Genomic DNA, 18,743 nt, shown 5'->3' with positions numbered 1-18,743 from the left:
GGGTGTGGAGATGTGCGGATGGGACCTCCCGTCGATCCAGTGCCGGCTGCGGGGGGCATTCCTCAATCGGCCGATGTGGTCATCATCGGCGGTGGCATCATCGGCGTCAGCACGGCTTTGTTTCTAGCCCGGCGAGGCGTGTCCGTCGTGCTGTGCGAGAAGGGCCATGTCGCGGGCGAACAGTCCAGCCGCAATTGGGGGTGGTGCCGGCGCATGGGCCGCGACCCGCGCGAACTGCCGCTCGTCGTTGAGGCGCTGAAGCTGTGGGACGGCATGGAGCAGACGGTCGGCGAGGATGTCGGCTTCCGCCGTTCGGGCATCCTGTATCTCAGCGAAACCGACACCGACATAGCCCACAACCAGGATTGGCTGCGCCGTGCCGGCGATTTTGCCCTCGACAGCCGGATCATCGAAGGCAGGGAGCTGGCGGCGCTTCTGCCCGGTGGGCAGCGCGGCTACAAGGCAGCGCTCTACACGGAAAGCGACGGTCGTGCGGAACCGCAAAAGGCCGCACCAGCCATCGCCAAGGCAGCGCAACGCGCGGGCGCCAAAATCGTGCAGAACTGCGCGGTTCGCAGCATCGAACGGCAGGCCGGGCGGGTCAGCGGTGTCGTCACGGAGCAGGGCACCATCCGCGCGACGGCCGTGGTCATCGCGGGCGGTGCTTGGTCAAGCCGGTTGTGCGCCGATCTCGGCTTACGCATGCCGCAGCTGACGGTGCGCGCCTCGGTGATGCGCACAGCACCTGTCGAGGGCGGGCCGGACGGTGCGGCCTGGGCAAACGGCTACGCCTACAGAAAGAGGCTGGACGGCGGATACACCATCGCCGATGGCAGGACCAATTATCACGACATCGTTCCGGCGAGCTTCCGTTTCCTCGGCGATTTCCTGCCGCTGCTGAAAGGCAACTGGCGCGATGTCGGCCTGCGTTTTGGCACGCCGTTCCTGAACGGCCATGCCGGACTGCTGCCTGCGACCGGCGGCGAGCAGAGCGTCTATGAAGCCAACCGGACGCTCGACCCCGCGCCCGATGCCAAGCTTCTGCAGCGCGCCCGGTCGAACATGGAGGCAGTGTTTCCTTTCCTGAAAGGCGTTCCGCTCGTGCAGCGCTGGGCGGGCTATATCGATGCCACGCCCGACGCCGTTCCGGTCATCGCGCCGGTCGAATCGGTCCCCGGTCTTGTCATTTCAACGGGGTTTTCCGGCCATGGCTTCGGCATCGGGCCGGCCGCGGGCCGTCTTGTTGCCGATCTGGTGACGGGCGACACGCCTCTGGTCGATCCGAAACCGTTTCGCTACGAGCGTTTCATCGACGGGACCCGCCACAGGCCGACCACTGGCGTCTAGCTTGTCAGCAGTCGCGCGTGGATCTGTTTGGACGCGGCCTGCACGGTGATCTCGTAATGATCGGCCTGCAGCACATTGAGGATCTTGCTCGGCCGGTAGGCCACCGCATTGATGCCATCGGCAAGGCGAACGCTGTCGAACAGGATGCCGTCGTCGCCATCGGCGCGCACGGCTTCGCCGAAGCGCTGCGACGCTGTGTAATCCTTGGGATCGTAGACATTGGGCATATCAGCGCCGCGGATGTCGACAAAGCGCCCGGACAGGGTGGCGGTGTAGGTGCGGAAGGTCCGGCTCAGTTGAGCACTCCCGGTAGCTACCGCTTCGCGCCGCATATGGTGGGCGACCTCGACCATCGCCGTCTTCACCGTCGCAGCCGCGTACCAGGCGCCGAGGTCAGGCCCGTTGAAGCGGCTGCCGCCGGGGGCGACATGCAGGAAGGTCGCCATGACGATGCTCGAATTGGGCCGGCCATACACCCATTCGCTTTCCGGCAGCCGGTCGATCCGTTCGGAAACGAGCCGGTCGTTGGTCCAGCCGGCGAGTTCCATGACGGCTTGCAGGTCGGCTGCCGTGGCGACCGAATCGAACAGGCCGATGGGCGGAAAGCGCGACGGGATCAGCCGGTAGGCCGGCTGCGGGGCAGGCGACAGTTTCAAGAGACGATCAAATCCGCATCGGTATAGGGCGTAAAGCCCTCGTCTGCTTCGTTGGGCGGCATATAAAGACCGCCGCGCGCGGCATCGAGGAACCGGCGAACCGTCATCAGCCCATCCTGCGTGCCCGAGGTCACCAGCCGCAAGGGTTGCTGTCCGCCAAAGATCGTGGCGCCGTGTGGCGTTTTCAGCCAGTTCACGCCGGCAGCTTCGGTCGCATGCAACACGCCGAGCGCCTGATGAATGCCGAAGACAGCCGAAATGCGCAGCAGAACGTCCACGTCGAGCGTGACGTCACGATGTTCGCGCACCGCCTTGACCCAATTGTAATAGGTTGAGCGCGACGGCAGGCCGAGAATGAGCAGCCGCTGCTGTTCGTCCAGTCCCCATAGATCGGCGATGGCAAGAAAGGTTCGCAGGGCAGGGGCGCTCAGCCGACGCCGGTTGACGGCGGAAAAGCGCGAGGCGTCGAGAGTCGCGGGACCGCTCTCAATCTCTCGCAACGCTGCTGCTTGTCTGGTTGGCATCACCAACTCCATTCGTCCAAAAACAGAATATAGTCCAAATCTGGACTTTTGCAAGTTGGCCTAGAAGCAACTGGATGGTGTTGATCTGCAATGAAATAGAGGGAGGCTATTAACGTTCTGCCGCTGCTCGTTGTTCGCGTCGCCGTTCCAGCCATGCAGTTGCCTGCAACGCTGCCAGGACCACAACGGCGCCCACCACGATTCGCGGTTCGGGCACCTCGTCGAAGAACAGATAGCCGCTGACGGTGACCACGACAATCGAGAGATAACCGATGGGAGCGAGCACGCTGGCGTCGGCCATGCGGTATGCACGCAGGAAGCAGTATTGCCCCGCCTGCGCCAGAAAGCCGATGGCGAGCAGCGGGATCCAGTCCATAGCGGCAACCGGCTTCCAGACCCAAAGCGCGGGAACCGCTGTGATGGCGGCAAGGCCGACGGTGTAGAACACCATCATCACGGTGGTGTTTTCGTCGCGCAGCATGCGCGTCTGGATGATGGCGAGCGAGCCGAAGATGACCGTCGCAAAGACTGCGAGCAGACCAAGGTTCCACTCCACACCGCCGGGCGCGAGCATGAAAAGCACCCCGGCGAAAGCAAGCCCGGCACCGATCCAGCGCAGCCGCGTGACCGTTTCGCCCAGCATCAGCACCGCCATGGCCATGGTGATCAGCGGCCGCGAAAAGCTGATGGCGTTGACGACCACAAGCGGCAGCATGGTGTAGGCGAGGAACTGGCTGGTCAAGGCGATGGCGTTGCAGGAAATGCGCGAGATGTTCTGCCAGGGATGCTTGACCGCAAGCATGGCGCTGCGATGCCGCCAGATCAGCGGCAGGATGAACATCAGCCCGATCAGCGAACGGATGAAGACGAGTTGAAAGGCGGGATAGGTGATGCCCTGCGCCTTTACCAACGCCGTCATCCCACCCGACACCAGCACCATGTCGGCCAGCACCCACAACACGCCTTCACGGTTGGTTTTTTTGCGGTCGGGCGAGGCGGTCTCGGTCATGATGCTCCGCACACACCCCATGATGGCAGGGCTATCGCATTTGGTCTAAGCACTCCCTCACCGATTTGCTTCGCAAACCGCCTCTCCCCCTGCCCGGGGGAGAGGAACCGTTGCCTCGCAAGGCACATTCTTCGCAGAACGTGGGTTCCTCGCCCCCACAAGGTGGGGGAGAGATGCCGAGCGCAGCGAGGCGGTGAGGGGGAGTTGTGCCGCATGATAGCTCTCGCAACCTATGCCGGCTGGACCAGATTGGCCATCAGCCGGAAGGCGCCAGGCACAAGCTTGTCCAATTGATGATGCAGCACAAGGCTGGTGTGGGTATGCCGACCCTGGCCGATCCGGGCGGAGATCAGCGCTCCGGTCAAAGGCTGCTCGTTGGCGTCATGCATCGACAGCAACGGCAGATAGGCCTCGTCCCAGCGCGCCGCGAAATAAAGCCCGCGTTCCTTGTCCCAGCCGCTCCAGTCCTGCTCGCCGATGACATTCGGTCCGGTCAGCAGCGGATGGTCGGGTTCGAGCACCGTCACTTCCGAGTTCGGATCGGTCACGCGCCAGCGCAGCGAGGGCGAACCGATCTCCAGCCGGCGCGGCGGCGTTGCATTCGGGTTCCAGCCGTCGGACGGCCGATGATAAAGCGTCACGAGGTGCCCGCCATCCTCGACGAACCGATGCAGCCGTTCCGTCGCCGCCGCCAGATCCGGGCGGAGGCCGAACGCGAAGATGCCGACCACAACGGTGGAGAATTGCGACAGATCACCGGCCAGCATGCGCGCATCCATCTCGACCACGTCGAGACCCATGCGGGACAGCCAGAGACCCACACGGTCGGCGCCGCCGCCGACATAGCCGATGCGGGCGCCGTGCGGCAGCTTGAGATCCAGCGCTAGGACACGCAGCGTTTCGGGCTGGGTGTGGACGATGCGCCCGACATGCGGGTAGGCAATCGGTGTCAGACGAAACGCCGGGCGTCCGTCGATGGACGGTGTGACGACGGTCAAGCCGGGTGACAGAGCGTTTGGTGCCTTCAGCACCAGTCCACCGCCGTATTTCACCAGCGACCAGCCGTCGCCGGCGGATAGCGAGACATCAGCGGCACGTCCGCTGACGATCGAGCGGACCGGCCATTGCCGCACCGAGCCGTCGAGCGGAACGATCAAGGCTTCCGGCTCCATCGTGACGGAACTGGCGGGCAGGACGGCGAAGGGCTCCTCGAGGTCGAAATCGGCCTTCGCGGTATGGCCTTCGAACTCCGCCGCCAAGCGAATGAAGGCCGGACCGTTGCCGCCCAATGCGGACCAGGACGGGGTATAAAGCGGCGAGAAGGCGGCGTCATCCCCAGCCTGCAGTTCAAACATCCGACTGCTGGAGCCAATGCTCTCCGCCGATGCCGAAACACCTTCGGGAAGCACCGGTTCGGCCGAAACCACGATGTCTTCGGCACCCGGCGCAAGCGCGACGGTCAGTTCGGCTGTTTCTCCCGGCGCGATGACGGCGGGCGAAAGAACTGCCCGATCGAAGACGTCGGCAGTTTCGATCAGGGCGGCGTCGATTTCCCTGACCTTGCGCTCCAGCCGGTGGCCGTGCTGCGCCAGAAAGGTTTCCGGTGCTTCAGCAAGCGCGACGCCGACCTCGCGCGCGGCGCGCAACAAATGTGCAACGATCTGCTGCCGATGCGGGAAGGCGGCGATAGCCTGATCGATGGCTTCGCCAGCCGCCCTTAGCGCCGTGGTGAGGCCATAGGGAAGCGCGTCGTCATCGGCCAAAGCGGCGAGCGTCGCGGGCAACGCATCAAGCACGGAATTTTCATAGCGGGCTTCGCGCGGCGACAACAGCAAGTGCAGCGGCCATTGCGTCTCGGCTTCCGCCGGCCAGTGTCCCATGCCTTGCGAGGCGTGGTAATAGCGCGACCACTCGCCGATCCGGTCGTATTCCGCGCCGGTAGCAGGCTCCCGCCCGTTGACCGTGACGGTCACGGTCGCCTCAGGCGGGGGGACCTCATCGTCATAGGTACCGCCACCACCCGACCACGACGGCAGATAATATTTCGCCACCTGCCATGGCCTGAGGCCTTCCTTGGCATGCTCGGGAAACGCATCTGGGTCGGCGGCGAGAACGACGGCTTTTTCGGCAGCGCGCGTCATGGCCCGGTGGTGGCCGTGCTGGCCTGGCACGTCGAGAAAGGTCGGGATGACGATGTCCGGCCGTTCGGTACGATAGGCGCGTACCAGCCGCTCGACGGTGCGAACCTCGCCCCAACGGCGGAAGGTGGCGTCGCCATCCTTGGAAAACCCGAAATCATGCACCGGATCCTCCGGCCCATGGCCGAGCCAGGTGACGTCGATGTCCATGGTGCGGGCGGCTTCCTCCATTTCGCGGCTGCGCACCATGCCGAGCGCTCCGAACCGCTCAGGCCCGAGCGCGTTCTGGCCGCCTTCGCCGCGCGTCGAGCAGGCGACGATGACACGCATGCCGAGCCCGAGCCGAAACCAGGCCAACATCCCGCTCTGCTCGTCGTCGGGATGGGCGCCCGTGTTCATCATGGTCACGGTGGATTTGAGACGGCTGAGCGCCCGATGCAACCGGACGAGGGCGGGCGCAGCTCTTTGTTTCTCGATGCGCTGGCGAGCGGTCAGCATGGCAGTCTCCTCCGATGTTCAGGCAAGTGCTTCGGCCAGCGCGCCAGCCGATGTCTCGAGTTTGGGGGTCAGGGCCTCGTAGAGTGGCAGGGCCGCGGCGCCGAGGGCGGCGGTGAACTGGCCGGTCTGCCCCCGAATGACGCGGGGCAAGGCGCGGGTGCGGCGGCTCGCCACCGAGATCGGCAACTGCCCCATGCGCGCGATGATCTCGTCGATGATGGCATCGGGCAGGGTCCCGCCGAGGATAACGGTCTCAGGATCGAGAATGTTCTCGATCATCGCAATCATCGGCGACAAATAGCTGGCGGTCTCATTCATCCACTCCACCAGCACCGGGTTTCTTCCCCCATGCAGGGCAGAAAGGGCGTCGAGACCGCTGTCCTCAATGCCAGTTTCCGCGAGCCTCTCGCGCAAGGCATGCAGCGAAGCATAGCGCTCCAGGCAACCCTGCTGGCCGCAGGGGCAGGCCTTTCCGCGCGGGACGACGACGACATGGCCGATTTCGCCTGCATTGCCGAAAGCGCCGCGAAATGGCGCGCCGTTCTGGATCATCCCTAGGCCGAGACCGGCACCGAAATAGATCATCGAAAAGCTGGAGATGGCATGGCCCGCGCCGAAGAGGCGTTCGCCGACGGCTGCGGCGGTCGCGTCGTTCTCGACCATCACCGTCTCGCCGCAAGCCTCGCTGAGGAAAGTGGAAGCATCAATGCCAGCCCAGCCGGGCAGGGTGGTAGGGCCGACGGACGTCATGCCCTCGATCTCGAACGGGCCGGGCATCACGACGCCGACGCCCAGAAGCGTTGCTGGAAAGCCTGCCCTGACGGCATCGAGTTCAGCGCGCAGAAGACCCGCGACCTGCTCGGGACTGGTGTCGCTGACCGGCATGATGCGCCGTGATCGCTGGCGCCCTGAAAGATCTAGCACCGTGGAGACCATATGGTCAGATGCCATTTCGACGCCGAGCGTGACGGCGCCATCGGGGTTCACGGCGAACTGAATCGGCGGCTGGCCGCGTCCGGACCGCAGCCGCCCGGTTTCCATCAAAAGCTTATCGCCAACCAGTTCCTCGACGATGTTGGCAATGGCCTGCGCGGTCAAATGGGTGAGGCGGGCGATATGCATGCGGCCGAGCGACCCATGCCGCCGCACCACGTCGAGCACCACGCGCCGGTTGTGATCACGGCTGCGCTCCGGGTTCTTGCCCATGGCGATATGGCGTGTCTTGCTGCCGGGCTGGGAATTCATTCCACCGATCCTGCCTGCTTCGCGAAATTGATAACGCGGAAAATCGGAAGCGGGCAATAGATTAATTCAAGTAAATTATCTTATTGACAAAAGGCAGCCGGCAAGGAACCGTAGAGGCCAGGCTGCGGTTCTGCTGCAGGCCGTGACAGAGGCTTGGAGCGAATGGCTCATAAGATCTCTTCACGGAAGACAAGGGGCCACATTCGCCTCGTGCGGATGCGGACCATAAGGGGAAATCAATCGCCCTGGCCGGCGTGTCCGGCGGGCGCAAATGGAGGTTCACATGCGCAAGGCAACCTTGTTGGCTGGTCTGATTGCAGGCTTCAGCACGCTGGCACTCAATGCCGCCCAGGCGGTCGAAATCGAATATTGGCAATATGTCTTCGAAACCCGCGTCAAAGCGATGGACGAGCTGATCGCGAATTTCGAGAAGGCCAATCCCGACATCACCGTCAAGCACACCACGTTTCCCTATGCCGATTACCAGACGCGCGTAATCGCGGCGAAGATGGGCGGGCAGGGGCCTGACGTGATGCAGTTCTTTTATGGTTGGCTCGACAAGTTTGCCGCCGGCGAAATCCTGCAGCCCTTGCCGAAGGATGCCTTCCCCAACGACAAGATCGAGAGCGAATTCTTCCCCATCGTGAGCGCCGTCAAGCGCGGCGACGATTATTACGGCTTGCCGACGGCCGTGCGCTCGCTGGCTCTGTTCTACAACAAGAAGCTGTTCACCGATGCGGGCCTCGACCCCAACAACCCGCCCAAGACGCTGGACGAATATGTCGCCGCGGCTGAAAAGACCGTCAAGCGCGATAATGCCGGCAATATGACGGTGGCGGGCACCACGCTCGACATGGGCGGCCAGGACCACCAGTGGTGGCGCGAGGTTCTGATCCGCCAGAATGGCGGTGAGCCTTATAGGGACAACGACCGCAAGGTCGCCTACAACAGCGACGCCGGCAAGAAGGCGCTGAAATTCTACACAGACCTGCAGCTTGAAAAGAAGGTCGGTCAGGTCGGCTTCATGGATGAAGGCCAGGCGGCGTTCCGCGCCGGGATGGCTGCGATGACCATCGATGGCACGTTCCGCCTTGGTGCGTTCAAGTCCATCGAAGGCTTCGAATGGGGCGTGACAGAGCTTCCGGCCAATGCCGAGGGTGTTCGCTCCAACTATGCCAGCTACTTCGCCAATGGCATCAGCGCCAAGACCGAGGGCGAAAAGCTTGAGGCGTCCAAGAAGTTCCTCGCCTACATCTCCTCGCCGGAAGCGATGGACATCTGGCTGAAGACAGTGGGCGAACTGCCGGCGCGCCGTTCGGCAGCCCTGACGGAAGCCAATCTGGCCGATCCGATCTACGCGCCGTTCCTCAAAGGCCTGGAATATGCCCATACCACGCTGTTCGTGGACGAGCAGGCGCAGCGCCAGAACGCCATCGACATGGCGAACCGCGTTCTTCTGGAAGGCCAGTCGGTAGACGACTCGATCGCCCAGGCAGCCGAGGCCGAACAGGCGATCATCGACGAAGCGGCACAGTAAGCCGATGGCCACGACCGTGGACTTGGGAGGGGCGGCGCCAAGCCGCTCCCTCTGGCACCGCCTGCCGATGCGGACGAAGCGGCTGGTCTGGGTGTGGAGCTTCCTCGCCCTTCCCATCGTGTTCTACACGGTCATCCGTTTCTATCCCACGGTGGACGCCTTCTGGCTGTCCCTCACCAACTGGGATTTGCTCAAGCCGCCGAAATTCATCGGACTGGCGAACTACCAGAAGATGTTCGCCGACGCGCAGTTCTGGAAGGTGTTCCGCAACACCTTCGCCTATCTGATCGTCGGCACGCCGGTCAGCCTGCTGTTGTCTTTCGTCATCGCCTATTATCTCGATCGGGTCCGCGTCATGCACGGGCTGATCCGGGCGCTCTATTTCCTGCCGTTCCTGACGACGGCGGCTGCCATGGCATGGGTCTGGCGCTGGTTCTACCAGCCGGCACCGATCGGGGTGATCAACAACTTCCTCGGCACGCTGGGCATTCCGCAGCAGCCCTTCATACGTTCGGTCGACCAGGCGCTTCCCTCCATTATGGTCACCGCCATCTGGGCCGGTCTCGGCTTCCAGATCATCATCTTCATGGCCGGCCTGCGCGCGATCCCCAGCACCTATTACGAAGCCGCCCGCATTGACGGGCTCGGCGAATGGGCGATCCTGCGCAAGATCACGCTGCCGCTGCTCAAGCCAACCACGGTTTTCCTGGTGGTGTTCTCGTCCATCGGGTTCCTGCGCATCTTCGATCAGGTCTACAACATGACCACCAACGATCCCGGTGGGCCGCTCGGCTCGACCAAGCCGCTGGTGTTGCTGATCTATCAGACCGCGTTCAATTCCTATGCGATGGGATATGCCGCCGCCCAAACGGTGGTGCTGTTCACCATCCTCCTGTTCGTGTCGCTGCTGCAGCTCTGGATCCTGAGGGAAAAGAAATGACCGCCGCAACGCACACCACGCCTGCGCTGCCTTTTGGCGGCATCCGCCCCGGCCGCATCGTCGCCTGGACGCTGCTGTTCATCGGCGGGCTGATCATGGTCACGCCGCTGGCCTTCATGTTCTCGACGTCGCTGAAAACAGCGGGGCAAGTCTATGACCTCAGGCTGATCCCGCTAGCGCCCACGCTCAATAACTACATGGTGATCCTGGCTGACGGACGCTTCATGCGCTGGTTCCTGAACTCGATGATCGTGGCGGTCACGGTCACCGTCTCCAACGTGTTCTTCGACAGCCTGGTCGGCTACACGCTGGCGAAGTTCGAGTTTCGCGGCCGCTACTTCATCTTTCTCGCCATTCTCTCGACGCTGATGATCCCGACCGAGATGCTGGTCATTCCGTGGTATCTGATGTCGAGCAAGCTCGGCTGGATCGACAGCTATTGGGGCATCATGTTCCCCGGCATGATGACTGCCTTCGGCACCTTCCTGATGAAGCAGTTTTTCGAGGGCGTGCCCAACGATTTCCTCGAAGCCGCGCGCGTCGACGGTCTCAACGAGTTCCAGATCTGGTGGAAGGTGGCGATGCCGTTGGTCACGCCCGCGCTGTCGGCGCTCGCCATCTTCACCTTCCTCGGCAATTGGACTGCATTCTTCTGGCCGCTGATCGTGACAACGAGCAAGGAGCTCTACACGCTGCCGGTCGGCCTCTCCAGCTTCGCCGTCGAACAGTCGATCCAGTGGGAAATGATCATGACGGGTGCCGCACTCGCCACCATCCCCACGCTTCTCGTCTTCCTCCTGCTCCAGCGCTACATCGTCCGCGGCGTCATGCTGGCCGGGCTCAAGGGTTAAGAAATGTCACAGACCAATCCCACCCTATCGGACACATCGGTGTTCCCCGATCCGGTATACAAGGAGACCGTGCTGCGGCCGCTGTTCGACGGCGCCAAAAGCCACCATGTCGATGGATTTCGGCGCATCGACAGGGCGCATCTGGTGATGCTGGCGGAAGCCGGTATCGTCGAGCCCGAACAGGCCAAGGCAATAGCTGGGGCACTCGAGGCTATCGACCGCGAGGTCGACCCTGAAAAACTTGTCTACACCGGTGAGGTCGAGGATTTCTTCTTCCTGATCGAGAAGGAGCTCAAGGCGCGCATCGGCGTCGACGTCGCCGGCCGGCTTCATACGGCTCGGTCGCGCAACGACATCGACCACACGCTGTTCAAGCTGAGCCTGAAAGAGAAGATCGACACGCTGACGGCCAAGGCGCGCGCGCTGCTCGATGCCATGATTGAAGCGGCCGACCGCGAGAAAGGCACGCTGATCGTTGCCTACACCCACGGCCAGCCGGCGCAGCCGACGACGTTCGGGCATTATCTGGCAGCCGCTATCGAGGTGCTGATCCGCGACATCGAGCGCTTCGCGGAAGCCCGCAAGATCGTCGACCTGTCGCCGATGGGCGCGGCCGCGATCACCACATCCGGCTTTCCGATCCGTCGCGCGCGTGTCGCCGAACTGCTCGGCTTCTCCGCACCGTTGCGCAATTCCTATTCCTGCATCGCCGCCGTCGACTACACCACCGCAACCTATTCGGCAGTGTCGCTGATGTTCCTGCATCTCGGCCGGCTGATCCAGGATTTCCAGGTCTGGACCAGCTTCGAGGTTGGCCAGATCTACGTGCCGAATTCGCTGGTGCAGATTTCCTCGATCATGCCGCAGAAGCGCAATCCGGTTCCGGTGGAACATATGCGGCATCTGTCGAGCCAGACGGTGGGGCGCGCGCAGAGCGTGCTGACCATCATGCACAACACGCCCTTTACCGACATGAACGACAGCGAGGGCGAGACGCAAGGCATGGGCTATGAGGCTTTTGCCACGGCAGGCCGCGTGCTCGACTTGCTCGCCGCCTTCATCGCACAGATCAGCATCAATCCGGATCGCGTGGCTGACAACATTCGCCGCTCCTGCATCACCATCACCGAACTCGCGGATTCGCTGGTCAGGATCGAGGGTCTGTCGTTCCGCGAGGCGCATGAGATCGCGGCAACGGTGGCGAAAGCCGTCGTCGCTGCCAAGGGCGGGCTCGAAACGGACGGCTACGAGCCATTTCTGGTGGCGTTCAGGCATTCGACGGGACGCGACCCTTCTGTAAACCGCGAGACATTCGCGGAGATCGTTTCGCCCGAGCACTTCGTTGCGGTTCGCGCCCGGTATGGCGGGCCTGCGCCCGAACCCATGGCGGACGCGCTTGCGACCTATCGCGAGACGGCGAAGACCTTCGCTGAGACAGCACAGGCGCAGGCCACGCATGAGGCGAAAGCAGCGGCGGAACTCGCGCAGAAATTCCAGTCCCTGGTGGAGACACTCTGATGGCGACGATCGAACTGGAGAAGCTGGTTAAGCGCTACGGCAAGGTCGAGGCCGTGCGCGGCATCGACCTGGAGATTGCCGACGGTGAGTTCGTCGTGTTCGTCGGACCTTCCGGCTGTGGAAAATCGACGACGTTGCGCATGATCGCAGGCCTCGAGGACATTTCCGGCGGCACGCTCAAGATCGGCGGCGAGGTGGTCAACGAACGCGAGCCAAAGCAGCGCAACATCGCCATGGTGTTCCAGAACTATGCCATCTATCCGCATCTCAGCGTGCGCCAGAACATCGGCTTCGGGCTCTACACCTCCAAACTGAGCAAGACAGACAAGGATGCGCGCATCGAGGATGCAGCAGACGTACTTGGCCTCACGCCCTATCTCGACCGGCGGCCGGCAGCGCTTTCGGGCGGGCAACGTCAGCGTGTCGCCATTGGCAGGGCCATGGTGCGCGACCCCTCGGCCTTCCTTTTCGACGAGCCGCTGTCCAATCTCGACGCCCAGTTACGCGCGCAGATGCGCATCGAGATCAAACGCTTGCACCAGCGGCTGAAGACCACCATCGTCTATGTCACGCACGATCAGGTCGAGGCCATGACCATGGCCGACCGCATCGTGGTGATGAAGGATGGCCACATCCTGCAGACCGGCACACCGACTGACATCTACGAAAACCCGGTCGATGTGTTCACAGCGCGCTTCATCGGCAGCCCGTCGATGAACCTGATCAGGGGAAAGCGCGGGGAGGGCGGCGTTCAGCCGGACGCCAGTGGCGACATCCTGATCGGCGTCCGCCCGCATGACCTGCTCGTGGGCGATGACGGCGACGGCAGCGGCCTTAAGCTGAGCGGAACCGTCACCGCTGTCGAGCCGCTGGGACCGGAAACACTGGTCCACCTTGATATCGACGGAAATGCTGTTATTGCCACCGCACCGGCAAAACTGATCCCGGCGGCGGGAAGCACATTGTCCTGCCGCGCGGCCGCCGGGAACCTGTATCTTTTCGACGCCAAAAGCGAGCAGTCACTGGGTCGTTCATGAGTTCCGGAAGTGCCAAGCATCCGGCCGTGCTCAGCATCGGCCGGATTTACTGCGACCTGATTTTCACCGGCCTCGGCGCCTTGCCGCAGCCGGGCAGGGAGGTGTTTGCGCGCGATATGGACATGGCGGCGGGCGGCGGGGCTTTCATCGCCGCAGCGCATATCGCGCATGCGGGACGGCCCGTAGCATTGCTTGCGCGCCTGGGCACGGACCCGTTGTCTCTCGGTCTCCGATCCGAGCTAGAAGCCAGCGGTGTCGATCTGCGCTTTCTCGAACATGCGGCAGACGCTGGACCGCAGGTCACCGTCGCTTCGGTGATCGGCCACGACCGCGCCTTCCTGTCCCGCCGCGCCGGTACAGCGTTGCCTGCCACCCTGGATGCAGCTCTGACGTGGCCGGAAGCTGGCCACCTGCACATCGCCGAATATGCGACGCTGAACGAAATTCCTGACCTCGTGGGACAGGCAAAGGCGCATGGCCTGACCGTGTCGCTGGACCCGAGCTGGGACGAGACGCTGATCTACGACCCAGCATTTCTCGATCGCTGCAACGGCGTCGATCTGTTTCTGCCCAATCTTGAAGAGGCCCTTGCCATTACCGGCAAGACTGGCCCCGACACTGCGATTGCAGCACTCGCCGAAGCCTTTCCATTGGTGGCGCTCAAGGCAGGGCCGGACGGCGCATGGCTGGCGGCGTCGGGGAAGATATCTCAGCGCTCCGCGCCCGAAGTCCCGGTGGTCGACACGACCGGGGCGGGCGACGCCTTCAATGCGGGCTTCATCGATGCCTGGATGCGCGGCGAGAGCGACGATATCTGTCTGTCTGCCGGCATAAGCTTCGGCAGCGCCGCCGTGCAGGCGGCGGGGGGCGCGTCCATCCTGCGCGCTCCGCTGATGCGAGCAGGCGCGGCGGAGTAGGCGCAACGCGACTGCGAGAAAAGTTCCGCAGTGCAGCAAAAAAATTCGGAACTGTTTCCGGCCTGAGGGGTTTGCACTTTATGGCCACAATTCCCTCGCGGGATTTCGCGGCGGTGGCCATGCCGTTTTACGGCGCCGCAACCGAGGGACCGGACGGAGTATGAATACGCAACTGAGTGACTACACGCTTGTGTGGACGGTCTTGACCGTCAGCATTCTTCTCTCAACTTTAGCCGTCGGCAGCACCATCTTAATGTGGCGAAAGCGCGTCGGCCCGCAACCCATGCAAGTCATGGACTATCAGCCCGTGATGCGTGAAAGTGAAAAGAACGGACGCGACGTCAACGATACGTTGGTCGATTGGGGACCGGAGACACTTCAGAAAATTCTTGCCGACGAACTGCCCGACACGGAAGTCATCGTCGTGTCCAATCGCGAACCTTACATCCACGAAAAGACGCCCGATGGGGTCGTGCTGCGCAAGCCGGCGAGCGGGCTTGTGTCAGCGCTCGAGCCGATCACGCGCACCTGCGGCGGCACCTGGATTGCCCATGGTGGCGGTTCTGCTGACCGCGAAACCGTCGACCAGCAGGACCATGTGGCAGTGCCACCCGAAGATCCGACCTACACGCTGCGCCGGGTCTGGCTCAGCGAAGAGGAGCTGAAGGGCTATTATCTCGGCTTTGCCAATGAAGGCATGTGGCCGCTTTGCCATATCGCGTTTACGCGGCCGATCTTCCGTGCGGCCGACTGGGACGCCTATCAGGCTGTGAACCGTAAATTTGCAGATGCCGTCATTGCAGAAGCCAAGAGCGACCGGCCCATCGTGCTGGTGCAGGACTATCACTTCGCGCTTTTGCCGCGGCTGATCCGCGAACGGCTACCGAACGCGATCATCATCACCTTCTGGCATATACCGTGGCCGAATGCCGAGGTGTTCAGCATCTGCCCGTGGCGCGAGCAGATCCTGGACGGTTTGCTGGGAAGTTCGATCCTTGGATTCCACATCCAGCTTCACTGCAACAATTTCACAGAAAGCGTTGATCGCTTTTTAGAATCTCGTATCGACAGGGAAGGGGCCGCCATCTCCTACAAGGGCGGAACAACGCTGGTTCACGCCTATCCGATCTCGATCGAGTGGCCGAAGAAGCCGAAATTTATCACGACCGATCCAAGTCGGACATTACGTGACCGGCATGGAATTCCCGACGACGTCAAGATTGCCATTGGCGTAGAGCGGCTCGACTACACCAAGGGCGTGCTCGACCGGTTCCACGCGTTGGACGAGTTCTTCACGCAGCATTCCGACTGGATCGGCCGTCTGGTCTTCCTGCAGATCGCTGCGCCCAGCCGGTCGGATTTGCCAGCCTACAAGCTGTTGCACGAGGAGTGCCTGGCGTTGGTGGCAGAGATCAACGACCGCTATGGCACCGATGGCTATCAGCCCATCATCCTGCTGGACGAACACCACACGCAGGAAGAACTGGCCGAGCTTTATCGCGCCGCCGATATCTGTGTCGTGTCCAGCCTGCATGACGGCATGAACCTGGTCGCCAAGGAGTTCGTCGCATCGCGCGACGACGAGCGCGGCGTTCTGATCCTCTCGACCTTCGCTGGTGCCTCGCGCGAACTGCTTGAGGCACTGATCGTCAATCCGTTTGACCCATCGTCGATGGGCGAGGCGTTCTTCCACGCGCTGACCATGCCGGAAGGCGAGATGCGCGAGCGGATGCAGCGGATGCGCGAGGTGGTGCGCAGCAACAACGTGTTCCGCTGGGCCGGCTCGATGCTGGTCGATGCAGCACGCCTGCGCAAACGGGCGGCTCTGACGTCGGCCAGCGACAAGCACAAGCAGAACAACCGCTTCAGCGTTATGGCTTGAGCATACCCGCGTCATGAAATCGAGCGACACTGCCGACAAGGCGGTGTCGCTCGCACTCTCTATCTGGAAGGACCCATGGAATTGCTTGATCTGAAACCCGCCGAAATCGCTCTTTTCCTCGATATCGACGGCACGCTTCTCGAACACCAACCACACCCCGAGGGCGTGGTCATGGACGATGAACTGCGCGCCTTGATGCTCAAGGCTGACAAACGTCTCAATGGCGCCGTCGCTCTGGTCACGGGGAGGTCCATTGCCATGGTCGACCGGTTGTTCGGCGACATGGAGTTGCCAACCGCCGGTCTTTACGGGCTGGAACACCGGTTGGCGAAGCATGGCCCGGTGACGACAGCAGGCGAGCCTGAAGACCTGACGGCGGTCGCCGATCAACTGCAGGAGGAATTCCACACCACGCGTGGCATCTATTTCGAACGCAAGGGCGCGGTTCTGGCCATCCACACGCGTGCAGCGCCGCATTCGCTGCCGCAAGTCAAGGCGTCGTCGGAACGCGCGCTTAAGAAGCTCGGCGAAAAATACCGGCTGCTGGCCGGTCACGCGGGCGTCGAATTCCTTCCTCTCGATGCACTCAAGAGCGCTGCCATTCGGCGCTTCATGGAGTTGCCGACATTTGCCGGCCGGCGGCCGGTTTTCTTTGGTGACGATACTGCGGATGAAACCGGCTTCGAGTTCGTCAACGAACTTGGCGGTGTCTCGATCCGCGTACGTCCGGAAGGCCCGACCGCTGCGCAGCATACGCTGGAGACTGTCGCGGCCGCACGCCGATTCATCGCCGAACTCTTGGCGCGTTAGCCACATACCGAAGCAGCAGTAGTTTCTCTGCTTATGCCGCTATCTAATTGAATAGATTAAAATATTAAAAGTTCCATAACATATCTTATGCAACTGATGTGTGTAGTCGCAAAGTTAAAGTGTCCTGTTTCTGCAAAGTTGGAATGTCACACTCCCCGGGCCTGAACGATGCCTGGGAGATTGCAGATGGGACTGATAGCGATGAGCGAACGCGATCTTCAGCGGATCGAGGTTTTGTCGAGGGTGATTGCCGGTCGGATGACAATAGTCTCGGCGGCATATGTGCTGGATCTCAGCACACGGCAAGTCCGCCGGTTGTTGAACAGGATACAAACCGGCGGCGCAGCCTCGATCCGTCATAGGTCGATTGGCCGGCCGTCGAACAACCGGATCGGCGACGGGGTTCGCGATTATGCAATGACTCTGGTTCGCGAACGCTATGCGGATTTCGGGCCGACATTGGCGACGGAGAAGCTGGCCGAGCGCGATGGACTGCGTGTATCGCGTGAGACGGTGCGCAGTTGGATGGCTGATGCCGGCCTCTGGCTGTCGCGCAAGCAGCGGCGGACGTTTCATCAGCCGCGGTTGCGGCGAGAAGCCTATGGCGAACTGGTGCAGATCGACGGCTCGGAGCATCGCTGGTTCGAGGATCGCGGACCGTCTTGCTCGCTGCTGGTGTTTGTCGACGATGCGACCGGCAGGTTGATGCAGTTGCGCTTTGTGCGCTCGGAAAGTGCCTTCACCTACTTTGAGGCGCTCAAGCTCTATCTGCAGGCGCATGGTGCTCCCGTCGCTTTTTATTCCGACAGGCATTCGGTGTTTCGGGTGGCGAAGAAGGATGCCAAAGGCGGTCAGAGCGTGACCCAGTTCGGGCGTGCGCTTTGCGAGCTAAACATCGAGATTCTCTGTGCAAATTCGAGCCAGGCCAAGGGTCGGGTCGAGCGCATGAACCGGACGTTGCAGGATCGCCTGGTCAAGGAGCTCAGGCTTTCTGGCATCGACAGCATGGAGGCGGGCAATGCGTTCTTGTCAGGCTTCGTGGAGGACTACAACGCGCGCTTTGCGATCGTCCCTGCCCGTCCCGTCGATCTGCACCGGCCGCTGAATTTGGCGCCGGATCGGTTGACTGAGATCCTGTGCAAGCGCGAGCAGCGCTATGTCGGAGCGCAGCTGACGTTTTCGTTCGAACGCAAGCGGATCATGCTGGAGGAGACCGAGGTGACGCGTGGTCTGGTTGGCCGCTATGTCGAGACCTATGCCTATGCGGACGGTCGGCTGGATGTGCGATGGAAGGGACATTCCCTGCCCTATCAGGTATTCGACAAGGACCAGCGGGTGACGCATGCGGCGATCACCGAGAACAAGCGGTTGGGTGATGTCCTGGCGTATATCAGGGAGCGCCAGGACGAGCGCCCGGCGCCTGAGGTGAAGACCAACAGCGATAAGAATGGATACATCAAACGCGCTCGTGGACCCGGTCGTCGGAAAGACTTCACGAACGATCCGGTTGTGATTGCGCGGCGGCAGCAAGCACTGTCGCGACAGCAGGCTGCGGAGTGAGGCGTCTCAAAGCTAAAGCCGAAGAGGGTGTCAATCACCCGCCCCGATCTGATCTTGCAAGCGGGATCAGCCGCTCAGATCGGGGCAGGCGGACATTTCTACTTTGCAAACAGGCGGACATTCCAACTCCCACGCCACAATGTGTTGTAGCCGGATGGATTCTATTTTCAAATGCAACAGAGACATGATTGGCCACAGTTTCGGAAGGATGGAATGGCCCGCCCTTTTGTGCTCTAGAATCCATTCGCAGTCGGCACGGTTTGTCCTGAACTGT

The 18,743-nt window shown here is 62.2% G+C and carries 15 protein-coding genes; 10 read left to right on the top strand and 5 right to left on the bottom strand.

The genetic code is table 11. The annotated features are described in order from the left end of the window. The first annotated feature begins 18 nt into the window (after positions 1 to 18). On the top strand, positions 19 to 1,347 hold the full coding sequence (locus ICI42_RS11700) for an NAD(P)/FAD-dependent oxidoreductase (RefSeq protein ID WP_188164750.1): 1,329 nt from the start codon (positions 19 to 21) through the stop codon (positions 1,345 to 1,347). Here the strand turns inward: ICI42_RS11700 and ICI42_RS11695 are convergent. The 5 genes from ICI42_RS11695 to ICI42_RS11675 all read right to left on the bottom strand — a co-directional run bounded on the left by ICI42_RS11695 (position 1,344) and on the right by ICI42_RS11675 (position 7,417). Continuing rightward, a complete protein-coding gene (locus ICI42_RS11695; protein ID WP_188164749.1) occupies positions 1,344 to 2,003 on the bottom strand; it encodes an RES family NAD+ phosphorylase in 660 nt (219 codons plus the stop codon). The two genes, ICI42_RS11700 and ICI42_RS11695, sit on opposite strands and share 4 nt — an antisense overlap. Further along, entirely contained in the window at positions 2,000 to 2,527 is a 528-nt protein-coding gene (locus ICI42_RS11690) for an MbcA/ParS/Xre antitoxin family protein (RefSeq protein WP_230980292.1), read from the bottom strand. The genes ICI42_RS11695 and ICI42_RS11690 overlap by 4 nt, the downstream gene beginning before the upstream one ends. A 109-nt stretch (positions 2,528 to 2,636) precedes the next feature. After that, entirely contained in the window at positions 2,637 to 3,536 is a 900-nt protein-coding gene (locus ICI42_RS11685) for a DMT family transporter (protein WP_188164747.1), read from the bottom strand. A 230-nt stretch (positions 3,537 to 3,766) separates the two neighbouring features. Continuing rightward, entirely contained in the window at positions 3,767 to 6,172 is a 2,406-nt protein-coding gene (locus ICI42_RS11680; RefSeq protein WP_188164746.1) for a PIG-L family deacetylase, read from the bottom strand. A gap of 18 nt (positions 6,173 to 6,190) precedes the next feature. Beyond that, on the bottom strand, positions 6,191 to 7,417 hold the full coding sequence (locus tag ICI42_RS11675; protein WP_188164745.1) for an ROK family protein: 1,227 nt from the start codon (positions 7,415 to 7,417) through the stop codon (positions 6,191 to 6,193). A gap of 283 nt (positions 7,418 to 7,700) precedes the next feature. On the opposite strand from ICI42_RS11675, the gene ICI42_RS11670 reads away from it, so the two are divergent. The 9 genes from ICI42_RS11670 (at position 7,701) to ICI42_RS11630 (ending at position 18,469) form a co-directional block, all read left to right on the top strand. Next, complete coding sequence (locus ICI42_RS11670; protein ID WP_230980291.1) at positions 7,701 to 8,954, top strand: extracellular solute-binding protein; 1,254 nt, start codon at positions 7,701 to 7,703, stop codon at positions 8,952 to 8,954. 4 nt (positions 8,955 to 8,958) lie between these two features. After that, a complete protein-coding gene (locus ICI42_RS11665; protein ID WP_230980290.1) occupies positions 8,959 to 9,894 on the top strand; it encodes a carbohydrate ABC transporter permease in 936 nt (311 codons plus the stop codon). Beyond that, a complete protein-coding gene (locus tag ICI42_RS11660) occupies positions 9,891 to 10,745 on the top strand; it encodes a carbohydrate ABC transporter permease (RefSeq protein ID WP_188164743.1) in 855 nt (284 codons plus the stop codon). The genes ICI42_RS11665 and ICI42_RS11660 overlap by 4 nt, the downstream gene beginning before the upstream one ends. A gap of 3 nt (positions 10,746 to 10,748) precedes the next feature. Further along, a complete protein-coding gene (gene argH / locus ICI42_RS11655; RefSeq protein ID WP_188164742.1) occupies positions 10,749 to 12,263 on the top strand; it encodes an argininosuccinate lyase in 1,515 nt (504 codons plus the stop codon). Further along, a complete protein-coding gene (locus ICI42_RS11650) occupies positions 12,263 to 13,300 on the top strand; it encodes an ABC transporter ATP-binding protein (protein WP_188164741.1) in 1,038 nt (345 codons plus the stop codon). The genes argH and ICI42_RS11650 overlap by 1 nt, the downstream gene beginning before the upstream one ends. Further along, on the top strand, positions 13,297 to 14,217 hold the full coding sequence (locus tag ICI42_RS11645) for a carbohydrate kinase family protein (RefSeq protein ID WP_188164740.1): 921 nt from the start codon (positions 13,297 to 13,299) through the stop codon (positions 14,215 to 14,217). Before ICI42_RS11650 ends, ICI42_RS11645 begins: the two co-directional genes overlap by 4 nt. A 160-nt stretch (positions 14,218 to 14,377) precedes the next feature. Next, complete coding sequence (locus ICI42_RS11640; protein WP_188164739.1) at positions 14,378 to 16,099, top strand: alpha,alpha-trehalose-phosphate synthase (UDP-forming); 1,722 nt, start codon at positions 14,378 to 14,380, stop codon at positions 16,097 to 16,099. Positions 16,100 to 16,174: 75 nt separating this feature from the next. After that, positions 16,175 to 16,909, top strand: a complete 735-nt coding sequence (gene otsB, locus ICI42_RS11635; protein WP_188164738.1) for a trehalose-phosphatase — start codon at positions 16,175 to 16,177, stop codon at positions 16,907 to 16,909. 186 nt (positions 16,910 to 17,095) lie between these two features. Further along, entirely contained in the window at positions 17,096 to 18,469 is a 1,374-nt protein-coding gene (locus tag ICI42_RS11630; RefSeq protein ID WP_188164737.1) for an ISNCY family transposase, read from the top strand. Positions 18,470 to 18,743 lie beyond the last annotated feature (274 nt).

The sequence above is a fragment of the Oryzicola mucosus genome (assembly GCF_014534685.1).
GTDB lineage: Bacteria > Pseudomonadota > Alphaproteobacteria > Rhizobiales > Rhizobiaceae > Oryzicola > Oryzicola mucosus.
The sequence above is the reverse complement of the archived record's forward strand: the minus strand, read 5'-3'. Positions and strand labels throughout refer to the sequence as shown.